Consider the following 13,578-nt stretch of genomic DNA (forward strand, 5'->3'; position numbering starts at 1 on the left):
ACGCTTTGATTAAGGCTTAGTTGCAGCCATGCGCAATTGATTCAGATCACGGTTGTCGCAAGTCGTTATTGCGTGTGTGCAACGCCACTCTGTGAAGTTGGGCCAGCTGATCAGCGCGCCACGCTGACCCCTTCCAGATTGGCGAAGGAGGTGTCCTTGGCGGTGAGCAGGAAGTCGCGCATAAAGGGCGCATCGAGCATATCGGTGCGGATGCCGGCGTACAGGGTGGCGAACAGGCCCTTGTCGCCCAGGCGCTTGGCCGTGACATAGCCGCGCGAGCTGTATTCGTGCAGCGCCCAGTTGGGCAGGCCGCACACGCCCCGGCCGCTGGCCACCAGCTGCATCATCATCACCGTCAGTTCCGAAGTGCGTACCTGGACCGGCTCGACATCGGCCGGTTCGAGGAAGCGGGTAAAGATATCCAGGCGGTCGCGTTCCACCGGGTAGGTGATCAGGGTTTCCGTGGCCAGATCTTCGGGCTGGATAAAAGGCTTGGCGGCCAGCGGATGCTGGTTGGCCACGGCGAGCATGGCTTCGTAGGTAAACAACGGCACATAGGTGATACCGGCCAGCTCCAGCGGGTCGCTGGTCACTACCAGGTCCAGATCACCGCGCGCCAGCGCCGGCAGCGGGGCGAAGGAGAAGCCCGAGGCCAGATCCAGTTCCACTTCCGGCCAGGCATCGCGGAATTGGTCGATGGTCGGCATCAGCCACTGGAAGCAGCTGTGGCATTCGATGGCCATGTGCAGGCGGCCGGCAGTACCGCCGGCCAGGCGCGCCAGCTCGCGTTCGGCGCTGCGCAGCAGCGGCAATACCGTGTCGGACAGCTGCAGCAGGCGCAGGCCGGCGCTGGTAAAGCGCACCGGCTTGGTTTTGCGCACGAACAGCGGCATGCCCAGACGCTCCTCCAGCTCCTTGAACTGATGCGACAGCGCCGATTGGGTCAGGTGCAGGCGCTCGGCGGCATCCACCAGGCTTTCGCTTTCGCGCAGGGCGTGCAGGGTTTTCAGGTGGCGCAATTCGAGCATGGCGGGCCTCGGCGGGAGGGTAGGGTGGATGACGCTGTTTTCATCCACCATTGGCAAGCACCGGTGGTGGTGGATGGATGAAGCGTCATTCACCCTACATGAATAAAACTATAGATCAAGACGAATAGGTTGAGTTTGTCTCACGTAGGAGGTTTGTCGAGAATGGCGCCATCTTATTGATCTGCTGGAGCGTTTTGACATGGCCTTGTCTCATTCCCTGGGTTTCCCCCGTATCGGTCGCGACCGTGAACTGAAAAAAGCCCTGGAGGCCTACTGGAAAGGCGAGTTGGACGAGGCTGGCCTGCAAGCGGTTGGTCGCGAGTTGCGTGCGGCTCACTGGCAACTGCAGAAAGACGCAGGTATCGACCTGCTGCCGGTCGGCGACTTCGCCTGGTACGACCAGGTGCTCAGCCACTCGCTGACGTTCGGCGTGATCCCTGAGCGTTTCCGCCCGCATACCGGCAAGCCGACCCTGGATACCCTATTTGCCATGGCGCGTGGTGCCGTTGCAGACAAGAGCAGCAACAGCTGTTGTGGCGGGGCCCACGCTCAGCCCCTTCTTGCACAAGAGCTAACCAAATGGTTCGACACCAACTACCACTACCTGGTCCCCGAATTTACCGCCGATCAGCAGTTCCAGCTGAGCTGGGAACAATTGTTCGAGGAAGTCGAAGAGGCCCACGCTCTGGGCCATCGGGTCAAACCGGTGCTGATCGGCCCGCTGACCTATCTGTGGCTGGGCAAAGCCAAGGGCAGCGAGTTCGACCGTCTCGACCTGCTGGAACGGCTGCTGCCGGTCTACGGTGAAATCCTCCAGCGCCTGGCTGCTCAAGGCGTGGAATGGGTGCAGATCGACGAGCCGATTCTGGTGCTGGATCTGCCGCAAGCCTGGAAGAATGCCTTCGAGCGTGCCTACAACCTGCTGCAGCGCGAGCCCGGCAAGAAGCTGATCGCCACCTATTTCGCCGGCCTGGAAGACAACCTCGGTCTGGCCGCCAGCCTGCCGGTGGATGGCCTGCATATCGACCTGGTGCGTGCGCCCGAGCAGTTCCCCACCATCCTCGACCGCCTGCCGGCTTATAAGGTGTTGTCTCTGGGTGTGGTCAACGGCCGCAACGTCTGGCGTACCGATCTGCAGCAGGCCCTGTCGGTTCTGCAACAGGCTCAGGAACGTTTGGGCGAACGTCTGTGGGTCGCGCCAAGCTGCTCGTTGCTGCACAGCCCGGTCGACCTGAACCGTGAGGACAAGCTGGATGATGAGCTGAAAAGCTGGCTGGCCTTTGCCGTACAGAAGTGTGAAGAAGTGGCGCTGCTGACCACGGCCCTGAATGCCCCGCAGGAGGCTCAGGTGCAGGCCGCGCTGGCGGTAAGCCGAGCCGTGCAGGCCAGCCGAGCGCAGTCACCACGTATCCATAAACCAGCGGTGCAGGCCCGTTTGGCGGCCATTACCGCTGCCGACAGCCAGCGCCAGTCGCCATTTACCACGCGCATTGAGCGGCAGCGTGCACGGCTGCAGTTACCGGCCTTGCCGACCACGACCATCGGCTCGTTCCCGCAGACTGCGTCGATCCGCCTGGCGCGTCAGGCGTTCAAGGCTGGCAAGCTGTCGGCGGGGGATTACACCGAGGCCATGCACAGCGAAATCCGTCATGCCGTAGAGGTGCAGGAAAACCTCGGCCTGGATGTGCTGGTGCACGGCGAGGCCGAACGCAACGACATGGTCGAGTACTTCGCTGAGCAACTCGACGGCTATGCCTTCACCCGTTTCGGTTGGGTACAGAGCTATGGCTCACGTTGCGTCAAACCGGCGGTGATCTACGGCGATCTGAGTCGGCCCAAGGCCATGACCGTGAGCTGGATCGGTTATGCGCAAACCCTCACCCGCAAGGTGATGAAGGGCATGTTGACCGGCCCGGTGACCATGCTGATGTGGTCCTTCCCGCGTGACGATATTTCCCGTGAGCAGCAGGCGCGCCAGCTGGCTCTGGCCATTCGTGACGAGGTGGTGGACCTGGAAACAGCCGGGATCAAGATCATCCAGATCGACGAAGCCGCCTTCCGTGAAGGTCTGCCGCTGCGTCAGGCGCAGTGGCAGGGCTACCTGAACTGGGCCACCGAAGCGTTCCGCCTGTGCGCCTCGGGCGTGCGTGATGAAACGCAGATCCACACCCATATGTGCTACAGCGAGTTCAATGATGTGATCGAGTCCATCGCCGCCATGGATGCCGACGTGATCACCATCGAAACCTCGCGTTCGGACATGGAGCTGCTGGAAGCCTTCGAGCGCTTCGACTACCCCAACGACATCGGCCCCGGCGTGTATGACATCCACTCGCCACGGGTGCCGGACAGCAGCGAGATGGTCAAGTTGCTGCACAAGGCCGCGCAGCGTATTCCCGCCGAGCGACTGTGGGTCAACCCGGACTGCGGCCTGAAAACCCGCGCCTGGCCGGAGACCGAAGCGGCGTTGATCAATATGGTGGCGGCGGCTCGTCAGCTGCGTAGCGAACTGGCCTGATCCGCGGCCTGTCGCGGCTAAAGCCCCTGCCATGGCCCTGATCGGCTGTGGTGGGGGCTTGGTTTTGCTGGCAGCAAAAATACCGCTCGTCTTCCTTCATCAAATTGTCACGCTTGTGTGGCAGCGCACTCGTACAAACATCATCACACTCGCGTCTTAATGGGGGGCTGCGTTCTGCTGTCCCATGGCTGGGTGACGCCATGCGTAATTTGATTATTCTCGTCGCACTGCTGTGCGGCCTGCCGGCTTTTGCCGCACAACACTTGCAGTGTTCAGGTGCCAACGCTTACCGCGGAGGTCGGCGATGTGCGCCTGGCTTACCAGAGTATCGGGCGTGACACGGATCCGGCGTTGCTGCTGGTGATGGGCCTGGGTGGCCAGTTGATCCACTGGCCGGATGAGGTGGTCGAGCGCCTGTGCCAGCAGGGTTTTCGGGTGATCCGCTTCGATAACCGCGATGTCGGCTTGAGCAATTGGGTCGCTACGGCACCGGCAATCAACCTGACCTATGAAGCGCTGCGCTATCGCCTGGGACTGTCGGTAGCGGCGCCTTACGGCCTGCGCGACATGGCTCGCGATGCTCTGGGGCTGCTGGATAGCCTGAAGATCGAGCGCGCGCATGTGCTGGGCGCCAGCATGGGCGGGATGATTGCCCAGCATATGGCCGACCTTGCACCTGAACGGGTGCAGAGTCTGACGTTGGTGATGACCAGCTCCGGTGCCCAGGGTCTACCGGCGCCGAGCAGCGAACTGCTGAACCTGCTGGCCAAACGTGAAGCGCCCAACCGCGCGATAGCCCTGGAGCAGCAGGCCGATCTGCTGGCGGCGCTGGGCAGTCCGGCGGTCAGTGATGATCGGCAGTTGTTGTTACAGCAGGCGCAGGTTGCCTACGACCGGGCGTTCAACCCGGAAGGCGTGCAACGTCAGTTGCTGGCCATTCTCGCCGAACCGAGCCGGGTCGAACTGCTCAACCGCTTGCAGGTACCGACCCTGGTGGTGCACGGCACGGCTGACCCCCTGCTGCCGGTGATGCACGGTGTGCATGTGGCGGCGCATATCAAAGGCAGTGAGCTGCGCCTTATTCCGGGGTTGGCCCATCGCTTTCAGGATGCGTTCAAAGAACCGTTGCTAGCCGCAGTGCTGCCGCACCTGCAGGCGCATCGTTCTGGTCAGTCCAAAGAGTCCCGGCAGGTGTCTGGGCTCTTTGGGCTCATCCCCCATATCTAGGCAAACACACTGACCGTCTGACGACTGAGTACACAGGCGCGGCCATGTCTGTCCCACAGGGTGGCATCGATATGGCTGTAGCCATTTGCCGAGCTTTGAATCGCTGCGCGGTATTGCCACCAGTCATTGCCACTGCAGCTCTGCGGCACCTGCACTAGGCTCAGGGTCCAGGTCAATGAGCTGCCGCTTGCGGGCTTCTTCAACAAGCTGAACACCGCCGGCGGCCAGGGCATCCATAAGGGCCAACAGGGTACTGGGGCATATCATTGCCGGCGAGGCCTCGCACAGGCGAATCCAGCCGCCCATCTCGGTCTGCTGCCCACCCATAAAGGGCATCTTGCCCAGGGTGTAGCGGTAGTCGAAATACTGAGTGAAGTCCGGCGTCAGGCCGGGGATAAAGGGGAAGGCCTGCACCTGATCTGGCGCCGTGAAAGTCGGTGCATCAGGATGCTCCACCTGCACCACGGACTCGCGATCACTGCCGAAGCTGGCCAGCATCACCGCGCACACCTGTTCCTGCTGCAAGGCTGTGGCCTGCACCTGAGTCGCGGCCTTGCCTTCGCGCAGCAGGCGCACCTGCACCTGCAATGTACCCGGAGCCACTGGCGCGACAAAGGACAGCGACAGCGAACGCAGAGGGCGTTGGATGCCAAGCTCGATCTGTATCCGCTGCAGCATCACGGCCGCCACCAGCCCGCCGAAGGTAGCCCGCCCCTGGCCCCAGTTCTGCGGAATATCCAAGTTTTGCCCGGCGCTATCGCGCACGGCAACCAATACATCATTGAAATTCATAACGCCCCCCAATCCACTATGCAAATTGCAGTTCTGCCTCAGGCAACCTGCTGTCGGCCGCCCAGTTGCTCGTCAAGAAAACTGATGACCTGCTGTGCATAGCCCTCGGGCGCTGCGGCATAGGCATGGGTATGGCGGGCTTCGGGGACCTGCCAGAAACGGGTCGTGGTGCGTCCGCGTAGAGCCTGCCAGAGCAACTGACCATCGTGCACCGGGGTGAATTCATCGGCTTCGCCGTAGATCAGCAGCAATGCTGGGCTGCCCTGCAGTTGCTCGGCTGCATGCAGTGGGCGCAAGCGGCGCTCGCCGGCGGGGTAGACCAGCTTGGACAGCTGAATACCCATGCGGGGAATGGGGTAGCGCGACCAAAAGTGCAGCAGGGTTGGAAAGGCCGCCTCTAGTACCGCCGCCTTGAACGGGTGGGTTTCATCGGTCATTGCACACAGGCTCATCGCCGCGCCCATGGAGGCCCCCAGCACCGCCACCGGTAGTTGTGGGTACGCAGCCTGCAAGGCCTGCCCGGCGGCAAGCACATCCAAGTGGAAGTCCATGGTGCTGGAACTGCTCTCGCCAAAGCCGTTGAGGTCAAACAGCATCACGTGATAGTTAGCCTGACGCAGCAGTTCGGCATGGCCGTACTTGATCCAGAATCCCTTGGCCACGACACCCATGGGATGACACATGAGTACCGCCCCCTTGGCCGGTAAGCCGTGGGCCGGTGCCAGTAAGGCTGCCAGGCTTGCGCCGGATGCACTGGGTATGCGCATGGTTTGCCACTGACTCGGCTCGGCCTCTGTTGGCCAACGCCAGGGACGCACAAAACGGCCAAAGAAGGGTTTTTTAAAAAGTCGGTATGCTGCGTGCTTCATGCGGCTAACTCCATTGAATTATTTGTTATCGTGCCGTGTAAGCCCAGGCTATCCAGCAGTGCAGACGGCCACCATGGCGAGAAATGACAAATTACATGCGAGTTTTCGCGCCGTGAAAATCACCGGAATCTGCTGAAATGAATGTCACCCTGCTTATGGCCAATCAGTGCTCATCCACCAGCGTGGCGGCGGCCCTGGAGTTTTTCGAAACGGCCAACGTGCTGCAGCATTACGCGCAGGATAAGCAGGCCCGCCAGCAGGCCGGTGTTGCGCCACTCTTCCGTCTGCACACGGCATCGATGGATGGCCAGTCCGTGGCCTGTACCGGCGGCTTGCGTCTGACTCCGGACCTGGCTGTCGCGGAGCTGCCCATGGGCGAGCTGATTGTGGTACCGGGGTTTATGTTCAACATCCTCGGCGTACTGCCACAGTTGGGCAGCATGATTGACTGGCTGCGTCAGCAGCATGAGCAAGGCAGTTACATCGCCAGCCTGTGCACCGGGGCCTTTGTTACCGCCCAGACTGGCTTACTCGATGGCCGCAACGCGACCACCCATTGGGCTTTCAGTGAGCAGTTCGCCAGACGTTTTCCCCTGGTCAGGTTGCACCCCGAACGTACCGTGACCGATGACGGCCAACTGCTCTGCTCCGGCGGTTCCACCAGCAGCAGTGACCTGTTGCTGCACCTGATTCGCAAGTTTGCCTCTCCGCAACTGGCGGCCGAATGCGCCAAGAAACTGCTGGTGGATGTGGTGGCCCGCAGTCAGGCCCCCTACTCCAGCACGACCTTCAAGAAAGGTCATACCGACGCCGAGATTCTCAAGGTTCAGATCTGGCTGGAAAATCACCTGACTAGCCATGTCTTGTTGGAGCAGATGGCCGAACACTTCGGCCTGAGCCAGCGTAATCTGATCCGCCGCTTTAAAGACGCCACCGAACAAACGCCTATGCAATACCTCCAGGAGCTACGCATCGAAAAGGCTAAGTTGTTGCTTGAAAGCAGTCAGGCGGCCTTCGACCAGATCACGCTGCAGGTGGGCTACGAGGACGCCAACTCCTTCCGCCGTCTATTCAAGCAGCGGGTTGGCCTGGCGCCTAGCGCCTACCGCAAGCGCTTTGCCAGCAAGGCCCCCTGACAACCGTTACCGTCAGTGCAGCAGGCACCCGAGTGGCTTGCTATGGATGAGCGATGGGCGCACGTATGATGTCGCGCATATATTCAGTCGAGGCGTTTGTGCACGCGGGTCACGGCGAGACTGAGGGTCAGCAGGGTAAACAACAGCAAAGCCGCCAGCGCCGGCCACAGTTCGCTCAGGTTGGCACCGCGCAGCATGATGCCGCGTACCAGGCGTAGAAAATGCGTCAATGGCAATAGTTCCGCCAGCCATTGAGCGAGCTTCGGCATGCCGGCAAACGGGAACATAAAACCGGACAGCAATATCTGCGGCAGAAACGTGAAGAATGCCATCTGCATGGCTTGAAACTGACTGCGGGCGAGGGTTGAGACCAGTACGCCGAGCGCCAGGCTGGCGCAGATAAACACCAGTATCGCCATATACAACTCACCCAGTGAACCGCGCAGGGGAACGGCAAACAGCAGTTTTCCCAGAAGCAGCACCAGGCTGGCCTGCAGCAAGCCGATGGCGACAAATGGCAATACCTTGCCCAGGGTCAGCTCCCAGGGTGACATTGGCGTGGTGATGAGCATTTCCATGTTGCCACGCTCACGCTCGCGTACCAGAGCAATGGCCGTGAACATCACCATGGTCATGGTCAGAATCACGCCGATCAGCCCCGGCACCGTATTGACTGGTGCAAGGCGTTGCGGGTTATACAGGTTGAGCACTTCGATGCTGTTCACGTCATTGTGCGCGCGACCGGGAAGCGGGAAGGCTGCCAGCTGGCGCGCTGCTGATTGCACCACCTGATCGGAACCATCCACCACGATCTGCAGGGCTGGGCGGTCGGCCTGCTCCAGGCGCCGCTCGAAATCCCTCGGCAGCACCAGCGCGAGGTTGATCTTGCCTTGGCGCAGCAGTTCTTGCAGCTGCGCTGGGGAGCTTAATGAATAACGCAGGTTGAGTACCTGGCTGGCGCCCATTGCGGCCACCAGTTCGCGCGAGCGGGCGGTGTTCGATTGATCCAGAACTGCGGCATCGAGGTTGCGCACATCCATGTTGATGGCATAACCGAAGAGCACCAACTGCAGGGTGGGGATGCCGATAATCATGGCAAAGGTCAGGCGGTCGCGACGCAGTTGACGCAGTTCCTTGAGGACGATGGCGGCCAGGCGGCGCAGGTTCATACTGGGTGGCCTGCTGTAGGTTGGATGGCGTGAAGAGGGCGCTGAGTGACACTGACAAACACGTCCTCAAGATTCGCCGCTGCCGCTGTGATCCTGGCCGGGATACCGGCAGTCTTGAGGTGGGCAGCTATCAATTCGGCGGGGTCGCCGGCAGTGCTGGTCATCAGTACGCGCAGGGCGTTGCCAACCTGAGTCAGGGCCAGCACCCCAGATAGGCTTTGTAGGACTTGCTGTGCCAGGCGTGGTTGAGGGCATTCAACCAACAGGGGATGGCCAGGCAGGTTGGCCATCAGCTCACTGGGGCTGCCGTCGGCAACCAGGCGACCGCAATCGAGAATACCCAGGCGGGTGCAGCGCTCGGCCTCGTCCATGTAGTGAGTGGACACCAGCAGGGTGGTGCCAGCATCGGCCAGCTCGAACAGCGAGTCCCAGAACTCGCGGCGTGACTGCGGGTCGACCGCACTGGTCGGTTCATCCAACAACAGCAAGTCGGGTTTGTGCAGCACCGCCCCGGCCAGCGCCAAACGCTGTTTCTGCCCGCCACTCAGGGTGCCGGCGAGTTGCTTGCGTCGGTCGCCCAGCCAATAGCGCTGCAACAGTTCGTCGATTCGCTGGCGGGCCTGACGCCGATTAAGGCCCTGAATAGCGGCAAGGAACTCCAGGTTTTCGCTGATGCTCAGGTCTTCATACAGTGAGAACTTCTGCGTCATATAGCCAATACGTCGTTTCAGCGCTTCGGCATCACGGGGAATCTGGCTGCCCAGTACCTCAATACGGCCCGCGCTGGGCAGCAGCAGGCCACAGAGCATGCGAATGGTGGTGGATTTGCCGCAGCCATTCGGGCCGAGAAAACCGAAGACTTCGGCACGACGCACGCTGAGGTTGAGCTGATCGACGGCCAGCAGTTCACCGAAGCGTTTGCTCAGGCCTTCGGCGCGAATGACCAGATCATTCCCCGGCATGGTCAATACGCTCGGCGTGCAGTGGTAGTCCGGCGGGCAGCTGCCGCGCCGCATCGCCTTCGAGGACGGCTTCGGCGCGGTAGCTGAGGCGACTGGAATCATCACCGACCAGGGCATAGTAGGGGGTGAAGCTGGCCTCACTGGCAATGCTGCGGATACGCGCGGCGAAGGGTTCGGCGATGCCTTCGACCTGCACCCGCAGCCGATCGTCAATGGCCAGCCCGGTCCGTTGTGACGCCGGTATAAACAAGCGCGCATAGGGCGCTTGACCGCCCAGCAGGCTGACCAATGTGGCGCCGACCGGTGGCTGGTCACCCGGTTTGAAGGGCAGGGCATCGACGCGACCGGCATGCGGAGCATGCAGACTCAGGCGTTCAAGGTTGAGCTGCTGCTGTTGCAATACAGCGCGGGCGGCGGCCAGTGCGGCGCTGGCCTGTTCCAGTTGTTCCACACGGGTACCGGCAGTCAGTTCGTCCAATTGTGCGCGGGCGTTGTTCAGCTCGGCTCGGGCGCTGTCCCGGTTGGCACGGGCCTGATCCAGCTCGGCATTGGCGGCCATGCCACGCCTTTGCAGGGCGGCGATGCGCTGAAAGCTGCGTTCGCTCTCGGTCAGTTGTGCTTGGTTACGCGCCATCACGGCCTGGGCGGCTTCGATATTTTCCAGGCGAGCACCGTTGCTTAGTTCACGCCAGCGTGCGTTGGCCTGTTCGACCTCTGCCTGCGCCTGCGCCACACGGGCCTGTTGCCGGCGTGGGTCGAGCTCGAGCAGCAAATCCCCTGTTGCGACCTGATCCCCTTCGGCCACTACCCAGCGCAGAACCGGTTCTGAGGCTTCGGCGGGCAAGGCAATGCGATCCCATTCCAGGGTCCCCGGCAGGCTGTCGAGCGTTTGCGGGCCGCAACCTGAGCACAACAGGGCAACTGCCAGTAGCAGGTGTCTAGCGTTCATAGGGGTTCTCCAGGCCGTGTTCGAGCAGGGCGATGGTGTGACGGGCCAAGGCGTCATCATCCAGCTCGGCAGCGGGGAAAAAGCCGCGCCAGATCGGTGCGGCTGCATAGGGGAATAGGGTCAGACCGATCAGCGAAACCACCAGCAAACGCGGATCGAGGTCAGGGTTGAGGGCCCCGCGTTGCTGGGCCGCCGTGAAGCGCGCGGCAAGCATGTGCGGGAGCAGGGGAGCCAGGCGGCTCATCAGCAGATCACGTAAACCGCCGCCTTCGCACAGCACCTCGCGCACCCACAGGGGAGGGAGCCAGGGGTGCTGCGCGACGACTCCGCGCATGCCCTGGATAAATCCGCGGACAAGTTCGATGGGCTCATCGCCGGTCTGCCGCAGGTTTTGTCCCAACCCCATCAGTAATGGCAACAGCCGTTCTTCAACAACCGCTACGAGCAGTTTCTCCTTGTTACCGAAGTAGTAATTCACCAGCGCGGGGGTCACGCCAGCGGCACTGGCAATGGCACGCAGGCTGCTGTTGGCTATGCCCTGGTGGGAAAACGCGTGGAGTGCAGCATCCAGCAGGCATTCGCGCTGGGCGATGGACTCGCCGGCTGGGCGGCTGGGCGGCCGGGGGCGCGGGGTGTGGTCTGTGAGAGAGAGCGGTCTGAGGTCGTCATAAATTGAATTTAAATTTAAATTTAATTAAATGACAAAAGCGATTTTGTAACGGCCTTGGGGGTGTGTGGAGGGGGGATAGCAAGCCCAGCGGACAATTCATGTGTCCGCTGGGCTAACGGGCTAGCGCGTGCCGAGGAAGTCGCGCTTGCCGAGGTTGACACCGTTGTGGCGCAGGATGGCGTAGGCGGTGGTGTAGTGGAAATAGAAGTTCGGCATGACGTGGTCGAGCAGGAAGGCCAGGCCCTGGAACTGGGTTTCCTTGTCGCGACGCTTGAGGACTACGGTGCGCGCTTCGCTGTCGTCGATCTGCGCGGCGTCGAGGCTGTGCAGGAACTCCAGGGTCTTGCTGATACGTGCCTGCAGCTCGGCAAAGCTGGTTTCATCGTCGGCATGGCTCGGTGCGTCGACCCCGGCCAGCAGAGCCGCGCCGGCCTTGGCGCCGTCACAGGCGATCTGCACCTGGCGGCTCAGTGGGAACATATCGGGGGCCAGGCGCGCGTTGAGAAATATGCTCTGCTCGATCTTCTTCTCTTCGGCGTGGGTGGCGGCGAGGCCGAGGATGGTCGAGAGGTTGTTCAGCTGGCGGGTGAAGACCGGGATGGATGCTTGGTACATGGACAGGGACATGGCTATCTCCAGAAACGCCAATGCGCAGTGCCTTGGGCGCGGCTAAGTAGAAGGGCTGAGCACCGTCTCAGCTGTGGCGGTGCTCTTGGGCTTACAAGCTTAGAAGCAGATCAGGTTGTTGCTGCGCCGTTTCGCGCAGCCGAGCCGCGGCAGGTTGTTAGCCGATGGTGATGGGCGGCAGCTGAGTCAGTTCAACGGTCTGCGCCTTGCGCGGGGCGAGGATTTCCGCTTCGCCATCGACCACCAGCTCATCATTCTGGTTGAACACGCGGGTGGCTACACGCACGCGGAACTTCGGCAGTTTCTCCAGGATTTCCAGGCGCACGGTGAGGGTGTCACCGAGTTTCACCGGCGCGGTGAAGCGCATGCTCTGGCCGATGTAGATGGTGCCTGGGCCAGGCAGTTCGCAGGCCACGGCGGCGCTGATCAATGCGCCACTGAACATGCCGTGGGCGATACGCTCCTTGAACATGGTGGTGGCGGCGTATTCGGCATCCAGGTGCACCGGGTTGTGGTCGCCGGAGACCTCGGCAAACAGCTGGATATCGCGTTCGCTGACGGTCTTGCTGTAGCTGGCGGTCTGGCCGACTTCGAGGGCGTCGTAGGGCGTGTTGCTGCTCTGGGTCATGGGTGACTCTCTTGGCTCTGTTGGTGGCACTGGCGCGGTTGGCTGAGGGCCTGTTGCAACCAGTCGAGGATGTAGGCGGTGACTTCGTCGCGGTTGCTCTCGTTGAGCAGCTCATGACGCGCGTCGGGATAGAGTTTGACCTGTACGTGCTGGTTGCCGGCGGCGCTCAGAGCATTGCCCAGGTCCTGCTGACGACGGCCGTCGCTGACCGGGTCACAGGCGCCGCCAATCACCAGCAGCGGCAGGCTACTGTCGATCTGCGCAAGATTTTCCAGCGGGGTGATCTGTTGCAGCCCGCCGAGCAGGTCGACCCACAGCTGATTGCTGCAGCGGAAGCCGCACAGTGGATCGTTGATGTACTTGTCGACTTCCTGTGGGTCGCGGCTCAGCCAGTCGAAAGCGGTGCGGTTGGGCTTGAAGGCTTTGTTAAATGAGCCGAATGAAGCGAATTCGAGCAGGGCGCTGTAAGCCTGCGGGCCTTGTCGCCAGCGTTCGAAACGCGCTAGCAACTGGCCGGCGCGGTACAGCGCCACGGGCTGATAGTTGGAACCGGAAAGAATTGCGCCCTGCAGACTGCAGCTGTGTTGCATCAGGTAGGCCTGGCCGATGTAGCTGCCCATGCTGTGGCCGAGCAGGAAAATCGGCGTTTGCGGGTGAGTCTGGCGCATATGGTGGTTGAGGTTGGCCAGGTCATTGACCACCAGCTCCCAGCCCTTGCTGTCGGCATAGTGGCCGAGCAGGCCGTGCTCGGCGGTTTTGCCATGCCCGCGTTGGTCATGCGCGTAAACCTCGAAACCCTGCGCCACCAGTGCTTCGGCCAGGCGTGCATAACGCCCGCTGTGTTCGGCCATGCCGTGGGCGACCATCAGCAGCGCTTTTGGCGGCTGCTCGGCATACCAGCGGTTGACAAAGAGGGGCGCTGCATCGGTGCTGTTAAGCCAGAACGCTTGGTGGAGCATGGCGAATCCCTTAAGCCTGCAGAAGCTGCGCATTGTGCACCCCG

13 protein-coding genes and 1 pseudogene are annotated in these 13,578 nt (G+C 61.7%); 3 read left to right on the top strand and 11 right to left on the bottom strand.

The features are described from left to right. Positions 1–110: 110 nt before the first annotated feature. Positions 111–1,028, bottom strand: coding sequence for a transcriptional regulator MetR (metR, locus tag BLW24_RS14935; protein WP_090383093.1), 918 nt, complete (start codon positions 1,026–1,028; stop codon positions 111–113). A gap of 199 nt (positions 1,029–1,227) precedes the next feature. Here metR and metE point away from each other — a divergent pair, with 199 nt between their 5' ends. Then, positions 1,228–3,546 carry a 5-methyltetrahydropteroyltriglutamate--homocysteine S-methyltransferase gene (gene metE / locus BLW24_RS14940; RefSeq protein ID WP_090383100.1) on the top strand — a complete coding sequence of 773 codons (2,319 nt, stop codon included), beginning with the start codon at positions 1,228–1,230 and terminating at the stop codon, positions 3,544–3,546. Between the two features lie 200 nt (positions 3,547–3,746). Then, a pseudogene (locus BLW24_RS14945) lies at positions 3,747–4,773 on the top strand (alpha/beta fold hydrolase). Here BLW24_RS14945 and BLW24_RS27200 read toward each other — a convergent pair. The 3 genes from BLW24_RS27200 to BLW24_RS14955 are packed head-to-tail and all read right to left on the bottom strand — an operon-like array spanning position 4,770 to position 6,434. Then, on the bottom strand, positions 4,770–5,006 hold the full coding sequence (locus BLW24_RS27200; RefSeq protein ID WP_420874998.1) for a hypothetical protein: 237 nt from the start codon (positions 5,004–5,006) through the stop codon (positions 4,770–4,772). The pseudogene BLW24_RS14945 and the gene BLW24_RS27200 sit on opposite strands and share 4 nt — an antisense overlap. After that, positions 4,897–5,565 (bottom strand): thioesterase family protein, encoded by a 669-nt coding sequence (locus tag BLW24_RS14950; protein WP_167360382.1) that lies wholly within the window; start codon positions 5,563–5,565, stop codon positions 4,897–4,899. Before BLW24_RS14950 ends, BLW24_RS27200 begins: the two co-directional genes overlap by 110 nt. 38 nt (positions 5,566–5,603) lie before the next feature. Further along, positions 5,604–6,434: an alpha/beta hydrolase family protein gene (locus tag BLW24_RS14955; protein WP_090383108.1), complete on the bottom strand. Its 831-nt coding sequence runs from the start codon at positions 6,432–6,434 to the stop codon at positions 5,604–5,606. 137 nt (positions 6,435–6,571) lie between these two features. On the opposite strand from BLW24_RS14955, the gene BLW24_RS14960 reads away from it, so the two are divergent. Beyond that, complete coding sequence (locus tag BLW24_RS14960) at positions 6,572–7,570, top strand: GlxA family transcriptional regulator (protein WP_090383115.1); 999 nt, start codon at positions 6,572–6,574, stop codon at positions 7,568–7,570. Positions 7,571–7,653: 83 nt separating this feature from the next. Here the strand turns inward: BLW24_RS14960 and BLW24_RS14965 are convergent, their stop codons facing one another. From BLW24_RS14965 to BLW24_RS14995, 7 genes are all read right to left on the bottom strand, one after another. Next, entirely contained in the window at positions 7,654–8,739 is a 1,086-nt protein-coding gene (locus BLW24_RS14965) for an ABC transporter permease (RefSeq protein ID WP_090383122.1), read from the bottom strand. Next, entirely contained in the window at positions 8,736–9,701 is a 966-nt protein-coding gene (locus BLW24_RS14970; RefSeq protein ID WP_208600180.1) for an ABC transporter ATP-binding protein, read from the bottom strand. Before BLW24_RS14970 ends, BLW24_RS14965 begins: the two co-directional genes overlap by 4 nt. Next, the gene (locus BLW24_RS14975) at positions 9,688–10,650 is read right to left on the bottom strand and encodes an HlyD family secretion protein (protein WP_090383125.1); all 963 of its coding nucleotides are present in this window, start codon (positions 10,648–10,650) and stop codon (positions 9,688–9,690) included. The genes BLW24_RS14970 and BLW24_RS14975 overlap by 14 nt, the downstream gene beginning before the upstream one ends. After that, a complete protein-coding gene (locus BLW24_RS14980) occupies positions 10,640–11,323 on the bottom strand; it encodes a TetR/AcrR family transcriptional regulator (RefSeq protein ID WP_090383130.1) in 684 nt (227 codons plus the stop codon). Before BLW24_RS14980 ends, BLW24_RS14975 begins: the two co-directional genes overlap by 11 nt. Positions 11,324–11,440: 117 nt before the next feature. Next, entirely contained in the window at positions 11,441–11,947 is a 507-nt protein-coding gene (locus BLW24_RS14985) for a DUF1993 domain-containing protein (protein WP_090383137.1), read from the bottom strand. 157 nt (positions 11,948–12,104) lie between these two features. Continuing rightward, positions 12,105–12,575 carry a MaoC family dehydratase gene (locus BLW24_RS14990; protein ID WP_090248421.1) on the bottom strand — a complete coding sequence of 157 codons (471 nt, stop codon included), beginning with the start codon at positions 12,573–12,575 and terminating at the stop codon, positions 12,105–12,107. Further along, complete coding sequence (locus tag BLW24_RS14995) at positions 12,572–13,534, bottom strand: alpha/beta hydrolase (protein WP_090383140.1); 963 nt, start codon at positions 13,532–13,534, stop codon at positions 12,572–12,574. The genes BLW24_RS14990 and BLW24_RS14995 overlap by 4 nt, the downstream gene beginning before the upstream one ends. Positions 13,535–13,578: the final 44 nt, after the last annotated feature.

Origin of the sequence: Pseudomonas anguilliseptica, assembly GCF_900105355.1 — a bacterium.
Lineage (GTDB): Bacteria > Pseudomonadota > Gammaproteobacteria > Pseudomonadales > Pseudomonadaceae > Aquipseudomonas > Aquipseudomonas anguilliseptica.

Bases quoted from the DNA above. Each gene is read 5' to 3' on its own strand.
- BLW24_RS14995 (WP_090383140.1), bottom strand. From the start codon at position 13,534: ATGCTCCACCAAGCGTTCTGGCTTAACAGCACCGATGCAGCGCCCCTC.
- BLW24_RS14955 (WP_090383108.1), bottom strand. From the start codon at position 6,434: ATGAAGCACGCAGCATACCGACTTTTTAAAAAACCCTTCTTTGGCCGT.
- BLW24_RS14985 (WP_090383137.1), bottom strand. From the start codon at position 11,947: ATGTCCCTGTCCATGTACCAAGCATCCATCCCGGTCTTCACCCGCCAG.
- BLW24_RS14975 (WP_090383125.1), bottom strand. From the start codon at position 10,650: ATGAACGCTAGACACCTGCTACTGGCAGTTGCCCTGTTGTGCTCAGGT.
- BLW24_RS14970 (WP_208600180.1), bottom strand. From the start codon at position 9,701: ATGCCGGGGAATGATCTGGTCATTCGCGCCGAAGGCCTGAGCAAACGC.
- BLW24_RS14990 (WP_090248421.1), bottom strand. From the start codon at position 12,575: ATGACCCAGAGCAGCAACACGCCCTACGACGCCCTCGAAGTCGGCCAG.
- metE (WP_090383100.1), top strand. From the start codon at position 1,228: ATGGCCTTGTCTCATTCCCTGGGTTTCCCCCGTATCGGTCGCGACCGT.
- metR (WP_090383093.1), bottom strand. From the start codon at position 1,028: ATGCTCGAATTGCGCCACCTGAAAACCCTGCACGCCCTGCGCGAAAGC.
- BLW24_RS27200 (WP_420874998.1), bottom strand. From the start codon at position 5,006: ATGCCCTGGCCGCCGGCGGTGTTCAGCTTGTTGAAGAAGCCCGCAAGC.
- BLW24_RS14950 (WP_167360382.1), bottom strand. From the start codon at position 5,565: ATGAATTTCAATGATGTATTGGTTGCCGTGCGCGATAGCGCCGGGCAA.
- BLW24_RS14965 (WP_090383122.1), bottom strand. From the start codon at position 8,739: ATGAACCTGCGCCGCCTGGCCGCCATCGTCCTCAAGGAACTGCGTCAA.
- BLW24_RS14960 (WP_090383115.1), top strand. From the start codon at position 6,572: ATGAATGTCACCCTGCTTATGGCCAATCAGTGCTCATCCACCAGCGTG.